Consider the following 13209-nt stretch of genomic DNA (forward strand, 5'->3'; position numbering starts at 1 on the left):
CTCGGCCCCTCCTGTCGGGCTAGTCGTCGTCCTGCTCGATCACTGCCGCTACGGCCCGCACAAAGGCTTCTCCGCGTGCGATGTAGGAGGCGAACTGGTCCATGGACGCTGCAGCAGGGCTCAGCAGCACTGTCTGCCCGGGCTGGGCGATCCGCTGTGCGGCACGCACGGCCGCCTCCATTGCGTCGTGACCATCTTCGCCGTCGAACCCTGACGTGACCGGCACCTGCGGCGCGTGTCGCGCAAGGCTCTCGGCAAGCGGGGAAGGATCTCGTCCCAGCAGAATCACATGCTGAAGACGGTCCGCAGCGGCCTGCACGAGCGGGTCGTAGTCGACGCCCTTGGGCAGACCGCCTGCAATCCAGACGATGCGGGGAAAGGAGACCAGGGACGCCTGAGCGGCATGGGGGTTTGTCGCCTTGGAGTCGTTGATCCACAGGATGTCGTTCTGACGGGCGACAGGCTGGATGCGGTGGTCCGCCGCCTCGTAGGAGCGGATGCCGGCACGCACTGCTTCCGGGGAGACTCCGGCCGCCCGGGCCAAAGCCCCGGCTGCCAGGGCATTCTCCACGAGATGCTTCGGAGCAAGACCGCCGAAGTCAGACATCGTTGCCAGCTCCACCGCCTCGTGCCGCCTGTTGTCGAGGAAGGCCCGGTCGACGAGGATGCCTTCGCCCCCCTCACTCATGACCAGACCGACCTGCGAGACATCGGGGGTGTCCAGCGTGAAGCCGATGGCTCGGCATCCCTCTGCGACGTCAGCCTGCTCGACCATATGCATGGTCGCGGCGTCCGCCGTGTTGAAGATGCAGGCGGTGCGAGTGCCGTGGTGGATCTTCGCCTTGGCCGCGGCGTAGCTCCCATAGGACCCGTGCCAGTCCACGTGATCCTCGGCGATGTTCAGGACTGCTGAGGCCGCTGCGCTCAGGGCCTCCGTGTAGTGGAGCTGGAAGCTCGAGAGCTCTACTGCCAGCACGTCGAAGCCCTCGGGATCACGGATCGCGTCGAGGATCGGCATGCCGATGTTCCCGCAGGCCACTGCGCGTCGGCCGTCTGCGAGGAGCATCTCCTCGAGCAGGCTGACAGTCGTGGTCTTGCCGTTGGTGCCGGTGACGGTCAGCCACAGGGGGCCGCCTCGGGCTGCGAGGGTCTCGGGCCTGGGGCCGAGTCGATGGGCCAGCTGCACATCGGACCATACGGGGATGCCCTGGTTCGTCGCCGATGCGATGAGGCGAGAGTCTGGCCTCCATCCGGGAGAGGTCACCACAAGGTCCGGAGCCGACCCGTCGAACTGTGCTATCTCGTCGGCGGCCTCCGGGCCGAATCGGATGTCTCGCACGCCCACGAGGCGCAGTGTCTCTGCGTCGAGCTCCTTCTTCTCGGTGGACTGGGCATCGATGACGATGACATCGGCTCCGAGTTCGGCGAGCGTGTCGGCTGCTGAGAAGCCGGTCACCCCGAGACCGGTGACGACCGCACGAAGCCCTCTCCACGCGGGGGCATCCCAGCCCCGCAGCTGTTCCGTCGAGGTCACTGAGTCAGCACCCATTCGCCGTAGAAGATCGCCATGCCCAGGCCAACACACAGCGCTGCGACGATCCAGAAGCGCACGACGACGGTTTCCTCGGACCAGCCTTTGAGCTCGAAGTGGTGCTGCAGCGGCGCCATCTTGAAGATCCGCTTGCCGCCGCTGAGCTTGAAGTATCCGACCTGCAGAATGACCGAACAGGTGATGATGACGAAGAGGCCGCCGAGGATGATGAAGAGCAGCTGCGTGTGCGTGAGGATCGCGAACCCGGCGAGCGCACCGCCCAGAGCCAAGGATCCCGTGTCGCCCATGAAGATCTTCGCGGGCTTGGTGTTCCACCAGAGGAACCCGACGAGCGCACCGGTGATGGTTGCAGCCAGCATGGCCAGATCCATCGGATCTCGGACCTCGTAGCAGACTTCCTCAACCGAGCGTCCTCGTCCGCACGACTGGTTGTGCTGCCAGATCGACATGATCGTGTAGGCGGCCGTCAGCATGGCAGTGGCCCCGGCAGCGAGGCCGTCGAGACCGTCCGTCAGGTTGACTGCGTTCGTGGCGGCTGTGTTGATCAGGTTGGCCCAGATGACGAAGAGGATCGCCCCCACGATCGTCCCGAAGAAGGCAAAGTCCAGCCATGGGATCTCCCTCGCGAACGAGACCATGGTCATCCCCGGAGTCTGCCCCTGGGCGTTGGGGAACAGCAGCGCCATGATGCCGAAGGCCGAGCCGACGCTGAGCTGTCCGATGATCTTTGACCATGGTCCGAGTCCCAGGGACTGCTTCTTTGTGATCTTGGCGGCGTCGTCGAAGAAGCCGACGAGGCCCATGCCGACCATCAGGAGCAGAAGAAGGAGTCCCGATACCGTCGGTCCGGAGGTGGATTCGCCGAACAGGAGCACGATGCTGTGCGCGATCCCGTAGGCCAGCAGCACAGCCAGAATGATGACCGCCCCGCCCATGGTCGGGGTGCCTCGCTTGAGGTGGTGGCTGGTCGGCCCATCGTCTCTGATGAACTGCCCATAGCCTCGAGCTTCGAGGAACCGGATGAACAGGGGCGTCCCGAACAGCGTGAGGAGGAGCCCCAGCATGGCACCTATCACGACAGCGATCACTGGGAGTCCTCCCGCCCGGCGACGCGGTCGCCCAGGAGTCTCAGTCCTACCCCGTTCGATGACTTGAAGAGGACGACGTCGCCGGGGCGGAGGTTCTCCTGCAGCCAGGCCTCCGCCTCTTCGGAGGTCGGCACCCATTGGACTTCGTCGTCCCATGAGCCTTCGGCCACGGCCCCGCGGTAGAGGGGGTAGGCATCATCGCCGACGACCAGCGTCCGGTCGATGTTCAGCCGCACCACAGTCTCTCCCGTGCGGATGTGCGCGATGTTGTGCTCGTCGCCCAGCTCGAGCATGGCCCCGAGCACGGCGACCGAACGGCGGTCTTCGCCTGCTTCAGGATGCGCCAGGCGTGCGAGCGTCTTGAGCGCCTCCCGCATGGACTCGGGGTTGGCGTTGTAGGCATCGTTGATGATGGTGACGCCGTCTGCCCGCTCGATCCGCTCCATCCGCCAGCGGCTTGAGGGGCCGAGCCCGTCCAGGCGGGCTGCGATGGTCTGAAGGTCGGCGCCAGCACGGTATGCGGCGGCGGCCGCCGCCAGGATGTTTGTCACGTGGTGCGTGCCCGTGAGGCCACTGGTGATCCGGTATCCCTCCGACGAGGCGGAGTCGGCGTCACGGTGGGCCAGTGTGAGCACCGGATGTCCCGCAGAGTCGGTGGTGACGTCCTGCGCTTGGATCTCGGACGACGCAGCTTCGCCGAACCATGTGACGGGGGCCGAGGCGCGCTCTGCCATGGCCGTGACCTGCGAGTCATCGGCGTTGAGCAGGACGTGACCGGTCGCTCCTGCGGCCAGCTCTCCCTTGGTGAGGGCGATCTTGTCCGCACCGCCGAACTTTCCGGCGTGGGCGGAGCCGACCATCAGCACGACGCCGATGTCAGGACGGACGATCTCGCACAGGTCGGCGATGTTGCCGGGTGCGTCGGCGCCCATCTCGACGATGAGGTGGCGGGTCTCCAGCTCGGCCATGAAGATGGTGAGGGGAACGCCCACTTCGCCGTTGTAGGAGCCCTGAGGCGCCACTGTCGGACCTTCCGGCTCGAGGAGGGCGCGGAGCAGGTCCTTCGTGGTTGTCTTTCCGGATGACCCGGTGATGCCGATGACGGTGGTCTCTGAGTGCGCGCGGATCCGCCGGACGATCTCTGCCGCGAGGGCTCCCATGGCACGGATCACGTCCTCGACGATCACTGCAGGGTGCGGAGTGCCGTTGGGAGAGTCCGTCTCCCTCTCGGCCAGCACGAGGACTGCGCCTGCCTCGAGCGCGGCGTCTATGAAGAGGTGGCCATCGGTGCGCTCTCCGGGTTTGGCGACGAAGAGCGCATCAGCCCGCATGCCTCGTGAGTCCGTGTCGGCGTGAGTGACGGTGAGCTTCTCGGGGTTGGCTGCGCCTCGCAGGCGGCCTCCGACTGCTGAGGCGATCTCTTCGGCGGTGAGCGCGATCATGAGCTGACACCTTTCCGTGAATCGGCCCCCGGGGCAAGCTCGGTGCAGTCGAAGCCTTTCGCACGCAGGGCGTGGGCGAGCTCGACGCGGTCGTCGACATCGACGCGTTCTCCGCCGACGTCCTGGTGGTCCTCGTGGCCTCGTCCGGCCAGCAGGATGGTGTCTTCGGGGCTCGCTGCGGCGACTGCTGCTTCGATGGCGGCTCTGCGGGGAAAGATCTCCTCCACCGTGGTGGTGAGGCCGCCGCCTTCCACGGCATCGGCGGCGCCCTCCATCAGACCGGCCCGAATCTGGGCTGGGTCCTCGGCGTGAGGATCATCGTCGCTGATGATGACGTGGTCGGCCATCCGCGCAGCGATCGCCCCCATCGTGGGGCGCTTGCTCGCGTCACGTTCGCCGGCGGCGCCGATGACCAGTATGAGCTTCCCTGAGCGTTCGGGACCTCGGACGGCCTCCAGCGCGCGAATCATGGCGTCCGGATTGTGGGCGAAGTCGACGATGGCCGCCGGCTTCTCGCAGATGACCTGCATCCGTCCCGGGACGGCGACGTCGAAGGGACGGCTCTGCTCCAGCGCGCGGATGACGTCCTCCCTGTCGAATCTCTGGGGCCGCTGGGGATCGGACGCGGCTTCCAGAACCATGACCGCTGCCAGGGCCGCGTTGGATACGTTGAACGCCCCCGGCAGGGCGGTGGAGGTTCGGATGCGCTCCCCGGTGAGAGTGCTCTCCAAGGTGAAGGCGCTCCCCAGTCCCGCAGGCGATACGTCTCCCACGGACCAGTGGGCCTCGGTCGGCCCGCCGGCCGTGGTGAGGGTGATGACGCGGCCCTCCGCCTCTGCCGCCATCCGATGTCCCCACGAGTCGTCGACGGTGATCACGCTGGTTCTGGTGCGTGCCTGTGAGAACAGCTTCGCCTTCGCGGCGCAGTACTCCTCCATGGTCCCGTGGAGATCAAGGTGATCCTGAGTAAGGTTCGTGAAGCCCGCGACATCGAAGTGAAGCCCTGCGATGCGCCTGTAGCTGATGGAGTGGCTGGAGACTTCCATGGCCGCGGCGGCGACGTTCTCGGTGCGGAAGCGGTGCATCAGCCCGTGCAGGGCCGGGGCCTCCGGTGTCGTCATATCTGAGGCGATGCGTTCGGATGTCTCCGGGGTGAGTCCCGCTGCGATCTCGATGGTTCCGATCAGTCCGGTGCTTCGGCTCTGCGGCGCCAGCAGCGAGGAGAGGAGCGACCGCAGGAAGTACGTCGTCGTCGTCTTGCCGTTGGTTCCGGTGACGCCGAAGAGGGAGGGATCGGACGTGGGAGTGGTCCCGTACACGGCCCCAGCGGCAGGTCCTGCTGCGTCGCGCACACGGTTCACTTCGATGACGGGGATGCTGTAACCCAGCGCCTCCCTGACCTTCGCGACGCCTGCAGCATCGGTGACGACGGCTGCGGCGCCTGCGCCGTAGGCTTCCTCGATGAAGTCGGCACCGTGCGCGCGTGCCCCGCGCACAGCGATGAAGAGGTCGCCGGCCCGCACCTGCTGGGGGCTCATCGTGGCCCCGGTGAGAGGGGTCCTTTCGGCGGTCCCCGATTCCGGAGTCAGAATGGGCGCATGTCCCGCGCTGGTCAGGTGCTCGACGAGCTCCTTCACAGTCGTCGCATGGGATGCGGGCGGCCTCGGCGGCGCCTCGATGCTGCTGGTCACCACGGATAGTCCTGACGTTCGCCCACGAAACCATCATAGGCTCCAGAATCATCTCCGGACGGCGGCACATCGTAGCTGGACAGAGCGTGCTCCATAATCTCTTGGAAGGTGTCGGACAGGTCCCAGTCTCCGTACTCGCCGCTGGGCCGGTGAACAGTGATGGCGGTCAGGAACTGGGGGTCCTCGATGGGAGCGACGCCGACGAAGCTGATCGTAAAGCCGTCGAACCCTCCTCCTTCGCCTGCTGCCTGGGCTGTGCCGGTCTTGCCTCCGACTCGGTAGCCCTCGATCTGCGCTCCCTGGCCTGTTCCGTATTCGACCACGCCCTCCATGAGGCGAAGCATCTGCTCCGAGGTCTCCGACGAGAACACCCGCGCTCCCTCGCTCTGCACGAGGTGCTCCGTGCCGTCGGGATCCACGTAGGAGTCGACGATGCGCAGCGGATGATTGACTCCGTCGGTGGCCAGCATCGAGTGAAGCTGCACGTTGTGCAGGGCCGTGGCCTCATAGCCCTGTCCGAACTGCGTGGACAGCGGCTGCCGGTTGTCCCATTCCTCGGGCGGCCGGAGCGCACTCTGCCCCTCGAGGCCCAGACCGATGTCGATGGGCTCGCCCAGACCGGCTTTGCGCATCCAGTCGTAGCGCTGCTGCTCGGAGAGCTCATTGCCGATCATGACCGTCCCTGTGTTGTAGGAACGCGCGTAGATGCCCGCCGCTGTCATATCGAACCTGTCGTGCCGGGTGGCGTCGCGGATGGTCTCCCCGCTGACGGTATGCCGGTCTCCGACGCTGAAGCTGCTCTCGGGATCGACCACGCCCTCCTCCAGCGCCGCCGCGAAGGTGATGGTCTTGCCCACTGAGCCGGGTTCGAAGCTCTGCCCGAGCGCCAGAGGAGTGCGGAAGAGCTCCTCGGCGTCGCCAGGCGAGGAGGGGTCCACGAGTCCGGAATCCGCCATGGCGAGGATCTCCCCCTCGCTGCCCTCTCGAAGGTCGACGACTGTGGCGTTCCCCCACTGCGCGTTGTAGGTGTTCGCCTTGGACGCGATCGACTCCTGCGCGAACCACTGGAGGTCCTGGTCGATGGTGAGCCGGACGTCCTGTCCGTCTTCTGCGGGGACGTCCTCGTAGGTCGCTGTGGGGATGCGCACCCCGTCGGCTCCCACTTCGTAGATCCGCTCTCCGTCTTCTCCGGTCAGGTGCTCGTCGTGAGCGGCTTCGATGCCTTCGAGCGGACCGTCGGAGCCGACGAAGCCGATGATCGACCCGGCCACGGGACCAGAGGGGTAGGTCCGGGCCGACTGAGGCTCAGCCGAAACCCCGGGTGCCTGGACCTCCATCGCCTGTGCGCGCTGCTCGGGTGTGACGGAGCGCGCCAACGGCACCCAGTGGTACTCGTCGGGGTCGCGGGTCATGCGTTCCTCGACTTCGTCCGGATCCTCATCCAGGATCCGTGCGAGCTCTTCGGCGGCCTCGCGGACAGTGACGGGCAGCCTGAGCCCGGAGTCCTCGTCGAAGACGGTGTAGTCAGCGGTGAGCCGGGGGTCGACGACGATGTCGTAGCGCTCCACCGAGGACGCCATCACCCGGCCTTCGGTGTCGAGGATGTCTCCTCGCTCAGCCGGCAGGGCGACAGTTCGAAGCCGCTCGGAGACCGCCTCCTGGGCGTGGCCGTCGATGTCCAGGGCCTGGACTTGGAAGAGTCGGCCGCCCAGAAGCACCATCATCACCAGTGCGACGGCCAGGCCGATGCGCAGGCGGAAGGCCAGCCGCTTGCTGCGGGCCTGCTTCTCTGCGGCTTTGGAGGTGGCTGCCATGGAAGGTGGACGGCCTTTCGGTCTTCTCGTCAGTCAGTGGTAGGGCGGAGAGGGAGATGGTCAGGGACTCAGCGAGGGAGCGGGGATGTGCCCTTCGCTGAGCTGAACATCCTGATCATTGTCACTGCTGGAGCCGCTGCTCAGCGTATTCAACGCGCCGGTCCCGAGCATGCCGCTCGGTGCGTCCACCACGTCGTCTGAGAGGTCGGTGCTCGCGGCGGGCTCTCCGCCTGGGGCGGCCGCTCCGTCGACGAAGCTGGTCGGCCTCTGGTCGCGATCGGCGGCCTCTGCATCGGACGCGATCTCCCCGGACGCGGCATCGATCGCTCCGGCCATGGCGGGCATGACCAGGCCCAGACTGACTGCAGCGTCTGCGAGTGCCTGCGGGGACTCCTGGTGCTGGACCTGCTGGGCGAGTGCTTGGTTCTCCTGCACGAGAGTGCGGTGCTCATTCTGCATCTGCACCACGTGGTATTGGGCATTCGCCACGTGGATGTTGACTCCGAGCACGGCCGCCAGGGCAGCAGCAAGGAGGATGATGGCTCCGGCCATCATCCCGCGCTGACGCCGCCGAACCTTGGGCAGGGCTCGGAGCGCCGGCCGCTTCTGCGTCTCTGCTGAGGCGTCTTTGCGCGCCCGGTGGCCGGGATCGCTGAGAGGCTGAACGCTCATGCCGCACCCCTTCCAGTGGATCTGATCTTTTCAGCCGCTCTGAGCTTTGCCGAGGCGGCGCGCGGGTTGGCGGCGATCTCGTCGGACGTTGGCGTCTCGGCACCGCGGGTGAGGCTGCGGAATGTGGGCTTGTGCTCATCCAGCTCCACAGGAAGCCCATGGGGCGCGGAGGAGACCGTCCTTTTGGCCAACGCCTGCTTGGTGATCCTGTCCTCAAGCGAGTGATAGCTCATCACGGCGATCCGTCCCCCCAGGGCGAGGGCGTCGCAGGCCTCGGGAAGAGCCGCGGTCAGCACGTCCAGCTCCCTGTTGACGGCAATCCTTATCGCTTGGAATGTTCGTTTGGCGGGATGCCCGCCGGTGCGTTTCGCCGCGGCGGGCATCGCCGAGTCCACGGCCTCAGCGAGCTGCTTGGTGGTCCGCAGCGGCTGACTGGCGCGTGTCTGGACGATCCTGCGGGCGATGCGGCCGGCGAACTTCTCCTCGCCGTAGGCTCTGATGATGTGCCGCAGCTCGTCTTCGCCAGCCTCGGCGAGCAGCTCAGCGGCGCTCGCATCATCGGAGTCTGCCGATGCGTCCATGCGCATGTCGAGGGGGGCGTCGTAGGAGTAGGCGAATCCGCGTTCGAGCTCGTCGAGTTGAAGGGAGGAGACGCCGAGATCGAAGAGGACGCCGAGGAGCCTCTGTTCGGCATCGAGAGCGGCTGCGATCTGCCCTATGTCGTCGTAGACGGCGCGGGCTGGCTGGAACCGAGAGCCGAAGCGAGCGAGGCGTTCTCCCGCGATGCGGTGGGCCTCGGGATCCCTGTCGATTCCTATGACGGTGACGGCGGGGTGGGCCTCGAGGAGCGCCTCGGTGTGACCGCCCATTCCTAGGGTCGCGTCAATGATGACTGCCTGAGTCTCCTCGGCGGGAATGTGCTCTGTGAGGAGCTCGATGCAGCGCTGAAGCATCACGGGGGTGTGGCGGTCACCGGCGGATCGTGACTCTGCACTGACCATTGACCCTCCCGTGGCTTTAACTTTGTTGGGCCAGCTCCCCTTCCGCTCCGGGGTCCGCCTGACATCGGGGAAGAGAAGTCAGGTGGTTCCGGGCGGCCGGAGAGCTGGCCCAAAAATCGTTGGCTCTGCTCTGCTGCTGATCAGAAGAGACCGGGGATCGCTTCCTCATCTGTTGATGAGAACTCGCTCTCCTTCTCCTCAAGGTAGGCGTTCCAGGCTGATGAGTCCCAGATCTCAGCGCGGTCTCCCGCCCCGATGACTGTGACCTCCCGGCCCAGACCGGCGTATTCCCTCAGTCCCGGCGGGATGGTGATCCTGCCCTGCTTGTCCGGAGTCTCGTCAGAGGCACCGGAGAGGAAAACGCGGATGTAGTCGCGTGCCTGACGGGATGTCAGAGGCGCCTTGCGCATCTGCTGATGCACATTGGCAAACTCCTCTGCGCTGAATACGTAGATGCAGCGCTCCTGACCGCGAGTCAGCACCAGCCCATCCACGAGCTGATCCCGATACTTGGCGGGCAGGATGAGGCGCCCCTTCTCGTCAAGGCGAGGCGAGTGAGTGCCGAGGAACATGCACCCACCTCCACGCTTCGTCGATCAGGGGCCTCGTCTTCCCATCGCGCTCCACTTTACTCCACTTTCCCCCACCTGACCAGCAATCTGCCCCCCGGCCCTTGCGGACACTCGTCGCTGCGCGCATCTGCGCAGGAGGAGAGGCCTCAGGATTCCGTCCTCCAGCCCGAAGAGGACCGCCTTTGGGAACCCTGAGGCGCTTCACGCAGCCTGTGGGGAGGAAAGTGGAGAGTGCTGTGGAGGGCGGCGAATAGGCGCTGCAAGGAAGGGGGGACACAGAAAGAGCCCCTCCGGAGTGGAGGGGCTCTTTCTGTGAGAGAGGCAGACCGTCAGCGGTGCGCGTTCTGTCCTATGGCTGGTTGCGGCGCTGGTCCCACTTCTCCTCCAGCGAGCTCATGAACCCGCCGGATGGAGTCGGTGTGGAGGAGCGTGGGCCGCCGCCGCCTCCACCGCCGCCGTTGTCGCCGTTTCCTCCCTGCCCGGGCGCTTCGCCCTGGGAGGAGCCTCCGGCAGTCGCGAAATAGCCGCCCGCCCCCATCATGAGGAAGCCGACGATTCCCACGGGGATCCACTGCTGGTAGATGCCGAGGAGCAGCACCCCGATGCCCGCGACGGCGAGCAGAAGTCCGAGCACCAGATTGCGCACGTTGAACTTCCCGCCGGCCGGCTCCTGAAGCTGGCTGGCGAAACCGGGATCCTCGGTCTGGAGCTGCTCCTCCAGTTCCTGCAGCAGCCGCTGCTCGCGCTCCGAGAGTGCCATCCTGTGCTCCTCCGCTATACGTACTCTGTGTGCTAGATCAACCATTCTATCGGCTAGAGGGGCGCGGGACATAGCCGGGGTGCGCCTCCAGGCAACTTATGGGCACATTCACAGCCTGGGGGGAGGTTCGCCCGACGGCGAGGGACCCGATTCGCCCCGCCGTATGACAGAGGCCGGCTGTATTCGCGCTCGCGGAAAACGCTCCGCCACAGCATCGAGGGCCTGCTCGGCCTTGGCCCAGGCCCCAGCATGTTCAGCGGCATGCTCGGCATCTGATTCCAGCGAAAGGCTGAGCTGAACCTCCCCCGCATCTTGGATGAGCCTTTCGGCCCGGAGGCCCAGAAGGCGGACCGGCTGGGGGCGCGGCCCGACCTCGGCGAGCAGGCCTCGAGCTCGCTGGTAGAGCACCGGGGCCGACTGCGTGGCGTGGAGGAGAGTGGAGGAGCGGGTGAGGGTCGTGAAGTCGGTGTATCGGAGCTTCAGGGCCACGCCCTTCGCCGAGGAGCCGGAGGCCCGGAGACGAGCTGCCACCCGATAGGCCATGTCCAGAAGCTCGGCGTGGAGATCGGCGTCCTGAATGAGGTCGATGTCGAAGGTCTCTTCAGCACCCATGCTCTTCTCCGGCCGGTGCGGCGTCACAGGCCGTGGATCATGTCCCCATGCGAGCTCGTAGAGGTGGGCCCCCAAGGCGCCGAACCTGCGCTGGAGGACCTCCTGCGGAGTGTCGGCGACCTGTTCGACCGTCCGAAGGCCCAGACCTTCAAGCGCCTGCGCTGTCTTGGCTCCCACCCCCCACAGCGCCTCGACGGGCAGGGCGTGGAGAAATCGAAGGCGTTCGCTCGGCGGCACCAGGAGCAGCCCGTCCGGCTTGGCGCGCTGGGATGCAATCTTCGCGATGAACTTCCGGTCTGAGATGCCCACCGAGATCGGCAGTCCGAACTGGGATCTGACGTCCGACCTGATGCGCTCCCCCATCTGCTGCGGATTCCCCAGCAGCCTGTGGGCACCGGAGAGGTCGAGGAACGCCTCGTCGACGCTGAGCCGCTCCTTGACCGCCGTGACGGTGTCGAAATAAGCCATGATCCCAGAGGAGATTTCGCGGTAGAGCCTCATGCTCGGCTCCAGGACCATGGAGTCCGGACTCATCTGCCGCGCTCGGCTCAGCGGCATCGCAGAACGCACACCGTCCGCCCGAGCTTCGTACGATGCCGAGAGAACGACTGATCGCCCTGAGGACCCGGCGACGATGAGCTTTCGGCCGCGAAGCTCAGGCTTGTCCAGCAGCTCTGCCTCCACATAGAAGGCATCCATATCCGCGTGAGCTATGACAGGGGGACGGGTGCCGCCCCGGGCATGTCCAGCGTCGAGACCCTCCGCAGAAGCCATAGGATCAGGGTATGCCCACCCCCGGACATGCACCTGAGCCAGAGACTGCCGAAGCATTGGCTCCCGAACCCAGCCTTCCCCCCGAGACCGAGGTGGCCCCGGAGACGACTCCGGCCCAGGAGGAGTACGTCACCGACGTCAACGCGCGGCTCCGGCAGGTGCTTCACCAGAAGAGATCCGAAATGGTGAAGATCTCTGCAGAGGCAGGGTCGCTGGCTGAGTCCCTTCTGGCCCTGACCTCTGGCGGCAAGAAGCTCCGCCCCGTACTGGCCTGGGTGGGCTGGCGGGCAGCCGCTGGGGAGTCAGAGCACCCGCCGCGGCCGCTCGTCGAGCTGGGCGTCGCCCTGGAGCTCTTCCAAGCCGCTGCCCTCGTCCACGACGATGTGATCGACCGCTCCTCCACTCGGCGGGGCCAGCCGAGCACTCACACCCGCTTCGAGCACCTCCACGCCAACCGCGGCTATTCCGGCTCAGCACCTCATTTCGGAACCAGCGGCGCCATCCTGACCGGAGATCTCTCCCTCTCCTGGGCCTCCGAAGCCTTCGAGAACGCGGGCGTCGACGGCGCCCCACCGTCTCCGGCTGCGCGTGAGATCTTTCGGCGAATGCATACCGAGGTGATCACAGGCCAGTATCTCGACCTGCTGTCCGAGGTCGCCTCAGCCCCTGAGAACGAGGAGCAGGCGGTGAAGCAGGCGCGGAATGTGCTGACGTACAAGGCAGCCAAGTATTCCACGGAGTACCCGATCGCCCTGGGCTGCGCGCTGGCCGACGGAAGCGAGGAGCTGCGCAGCGCCCTGTCGGAGGCCGGCCTGCCGCTCGGGGAAGCGTTCCAGCTGCGCGATGATCTGCTGGGAGTCTTCGGCGACCCCAGCGTGACCGGCAAACCTGTCGGGGACGATCTCAGAGAGGGGAAGAGGACTGAACTGATCGCCTACGGCCTGCATCGTTCCTCCCCCGCCGAGGCTCAGCGGCTCGAGTCGATGCTCGGGAACCCTGAGCTGAGCGAGCACGATGTCGCCGACGCCCGCGACATCCTGACGGTGTGCGGTGCGATGACGCTCGTGGAGGAGGAGATCACCAAGCTGACGGAGCGGTCCGCAGCCGTCGCGGGCCGGCTGGTCGGCCTGGGGGTCTCGGACTCCGTCGCCGCTGATTTCGACCGGATCGCCCAGCGCTTGGCGGCGCGGACCTCGTAGAGCCTGAAACCCTGCGGCACGCGGGCACGTTA

11 protein-coding genes are annotated in these 13209 nt (G+C 66.3%); 1 reads left to right on the top strand and 10 read right to left on the bottom strand.

Translation table 11 applies throughout. The features are described from left to right. Positions 1 to 19 precede the first annotated feature (19 nt). From murD to dinB, 10 genes are all read right to left on the bottom strand, one after another. Positions 20 to 1549 carry a UDP-N-acetylmuramoyl-L-alanine--D-glutamate ligase gene (gene murD / locus FS388_RS01975; protein WP_146339196.1) on the bottom strand — a complete coding sequence of 510 codons (1530 nt, stop codon included), beginning with the start codon at positions 1547 to 1549 and terminating at the stop codon, positions 20 to 22. Next, positions 1531 to 2640: a phospho-N-acetylmuramoyl-pentapeptide-transferase gene (mraY, locus tag FS388_RS01980; protein ID WP_146339198.1), complete on the bottom strand. Its 1110-nt coding sequence runs from the start codon at positions 2638 to 2640 to the stop codon at positions 1531 to 1533. Before mraY ends, murD begins: the two co-directional genes overlap by 19 nt. After that, a complete protein-coding gene (gene murF, locus FS388_RS01985) occupies positions 2637 to 4082 on the bottom strand; it encodes a UDP-N-acetylmuramoyl-tripeptide--D-alanyl-D-alanine ligase (protein ID WP_146339200.1) in 1446 nt (481 codons plus the stop codon). The genes mraY and murF overlap by 4 nt, the downstream gene beginning before the upstream one ends. Further along, the gene (locus FS388_RS01990; RefSeq protein WP_246836266.1) at positions 4079 to 5773 is read right to left on the bottom strand and encodes a Mur ligase family protein; all 1695 of its coding nucleotides are present in this window, start codon (positions 5771 to 5773) and stop codon (positions 4079 to 4081) included. Before FS388_RS01990 ends, murF begins: the two co-directional genes overlap by 4 nt. Further along, entirely contained in the window at positions 5770 to 7587 is a 1818-nt protein-coding gene (locus tag FS388_RS01995; RefSeq protein ID WP_146339204.1) for a penicillin-binding protein 2, read from the bottom strand. Before FS388_RS01995 ends, FS388_RS01990 begins: the two co-directional genes overlap by 4 nt. 60 nt (positions 7588 to 7647) lie before the next feature. Beyond that, positions 7648 to 8259, bottom strand: coding sequence for a hypothetical protein (locus tag FS388_RS02000; protein WP_146339206.1), 612 nt, complete (start codon positions 8257 to 8259; stop codon positions 7648 to 7650). Continuing rightward, positions 8256 to 9260, bottom strand: a complete 1005-nt coding sequence (gene rsmH / locus FS388_RS02005; protein WP_146339208.1) for a 16S rRNA (cytosine(1402)-N(4))-methyltransferase RsmH — start codon at positions 9258 to 9260, stop codon at positions 8256 to 8258. The genes FS388_RS02000 and rsmH overlap by 4 nt, the downstream gene beginning before the upstream one ends. A gap of 140 nt (positions 9261 to 9400) precedes the next feature. Then, positions 9401 to 9832, bottom strand: a complete 432-nt coding sequence (gene mraZ, locus FS388_RS02010; RefSeq protein ID WP_146339210.1) for a division/cell wall cluster transcriptional repressor MraZ — start codon at positions 9830 to 9832, stop codon at positions 9401 to 9403. A gap of 349 nt (positions 9833 to 10181) precedes the next feature. After that, positions 10182 to 10592: a DUF3040 domain-containing protein gene (locus FS388_RS02015; protein WP_146339212.1), complete on the bottom strand. Its 411-nt coding sequence runs from the start codon at positions 10590 to 10592 to the stop codon at positions 10182 to 10184. Between the two features lie 108 nt (positions 10593 to 10700). Beyond that, the gene (gene dinB, locus FS388_RS02020) at positions 10701 to 11978 is read right to left on the bottom strand and encodes a DNA polymerase IV (protein ID WP_146339214.1); all 1278 of its coding nucleotides are present in this window, start codon (positions 11976 to 11978) and stop codon (positions 10701 to 10703) included. 11 nt (positions 11979 to 11989) lie between these two features. On the opposite strand from dinB, the gene FS388_RS02025 reads away from it, so the two are divergent. Further along, positions 11990 to 13177: a polyprenyl synthetase family protein gene (locus tag FS388_RS02025; RefSeq protein ID WP_146339216.1), complete on the top strand. Its 1188-nt coding sequence runs from the start codon at positions 11990 to 11992 to the stop codon at positions 13175 to 13177. Positions 13178 to 13209 lie beyond the last annotated feature (32 nt).

This window comes from Nesterenkonia sp. NBAIMH1 (assembly GCF_007922635.1).
Classification (GTDB): domain Bacteria; phylum Actinomycetota; class Actinomycetes; order Actinomycetales; family Micrococcaceae; genus Nesterenkonia; species Nesterenkonia pannonica.

What these genes read in the sequence shown, in the direction of transcription:
- murD (WP_146339196.1), bottom strand. Translation starts at nt 1,549, where the DNA reads ATGGGTGCTGACTCAGTGACCTCGACGGAACAGCTGCGGGGCTGGGAT.
- murF (WP_146339200.1), bottom strand. Translation starts at nt 4,082, where the DNA reads ATGATCGCGCTCACCGCCGAAGAGATCGCCTCAGCAGTCGGAGGCCGC.
- FS388_RS01995 (WP_146339204.1), bottom strand. Translation starts at nt 7,587, where the DNA reads ATGGCAGCCACCTCCAAAGCCGCAGAGAAGCAGGCCCGCAGCAAGCGG.
- FS388_RS02000 (WP_146339206.1), bottom strand. Translation starts at nt 8,259, where the DNA reads ATGAGCGTTCAGCCTCTCAGCGATCCCGGCCACCGGGCGCGCAAAGAC.
- rsmH (WP_146339208.1), bottom strand. Translation starts at nt 9,260, where the DNA reads ATGGTCAGTGCAGAGTCACGATCCGCCGGTGACCGCCACACCCCCGTG.
- mraZ (WP_146339210.1), bottom strand. Translation starts at nt 9,832, where the DNA reads ATGTTCCTCGGCACTCACTCGCCTCGCCTTGACGAGAAGGGGCGCCTC.
- FS388_RS02015 (WP_146339212.1), bottom strand. Translation starts at nt 10,592, where the DNA reads ATGGCACTCTCGGAGCGCGAGCAGCGGCTGCTGCAGGAACTGGAGGAG.
- dinB (WP_146339214.1), bottom strand. Translation starts at nt 11,978, where the DNA reads ATGGCTTCTGCGGAGGGTCTCGACGCTGGACATGCCCGGGGCGGCACC.
- FS388_RS02025 (WP_146339216.1), top strand. Translation starts at nt 11,990, where the DNA reads ATGCCCACCCCCGGACATGCACCTGAGCCAGAGACTGCCGAAGCATTG.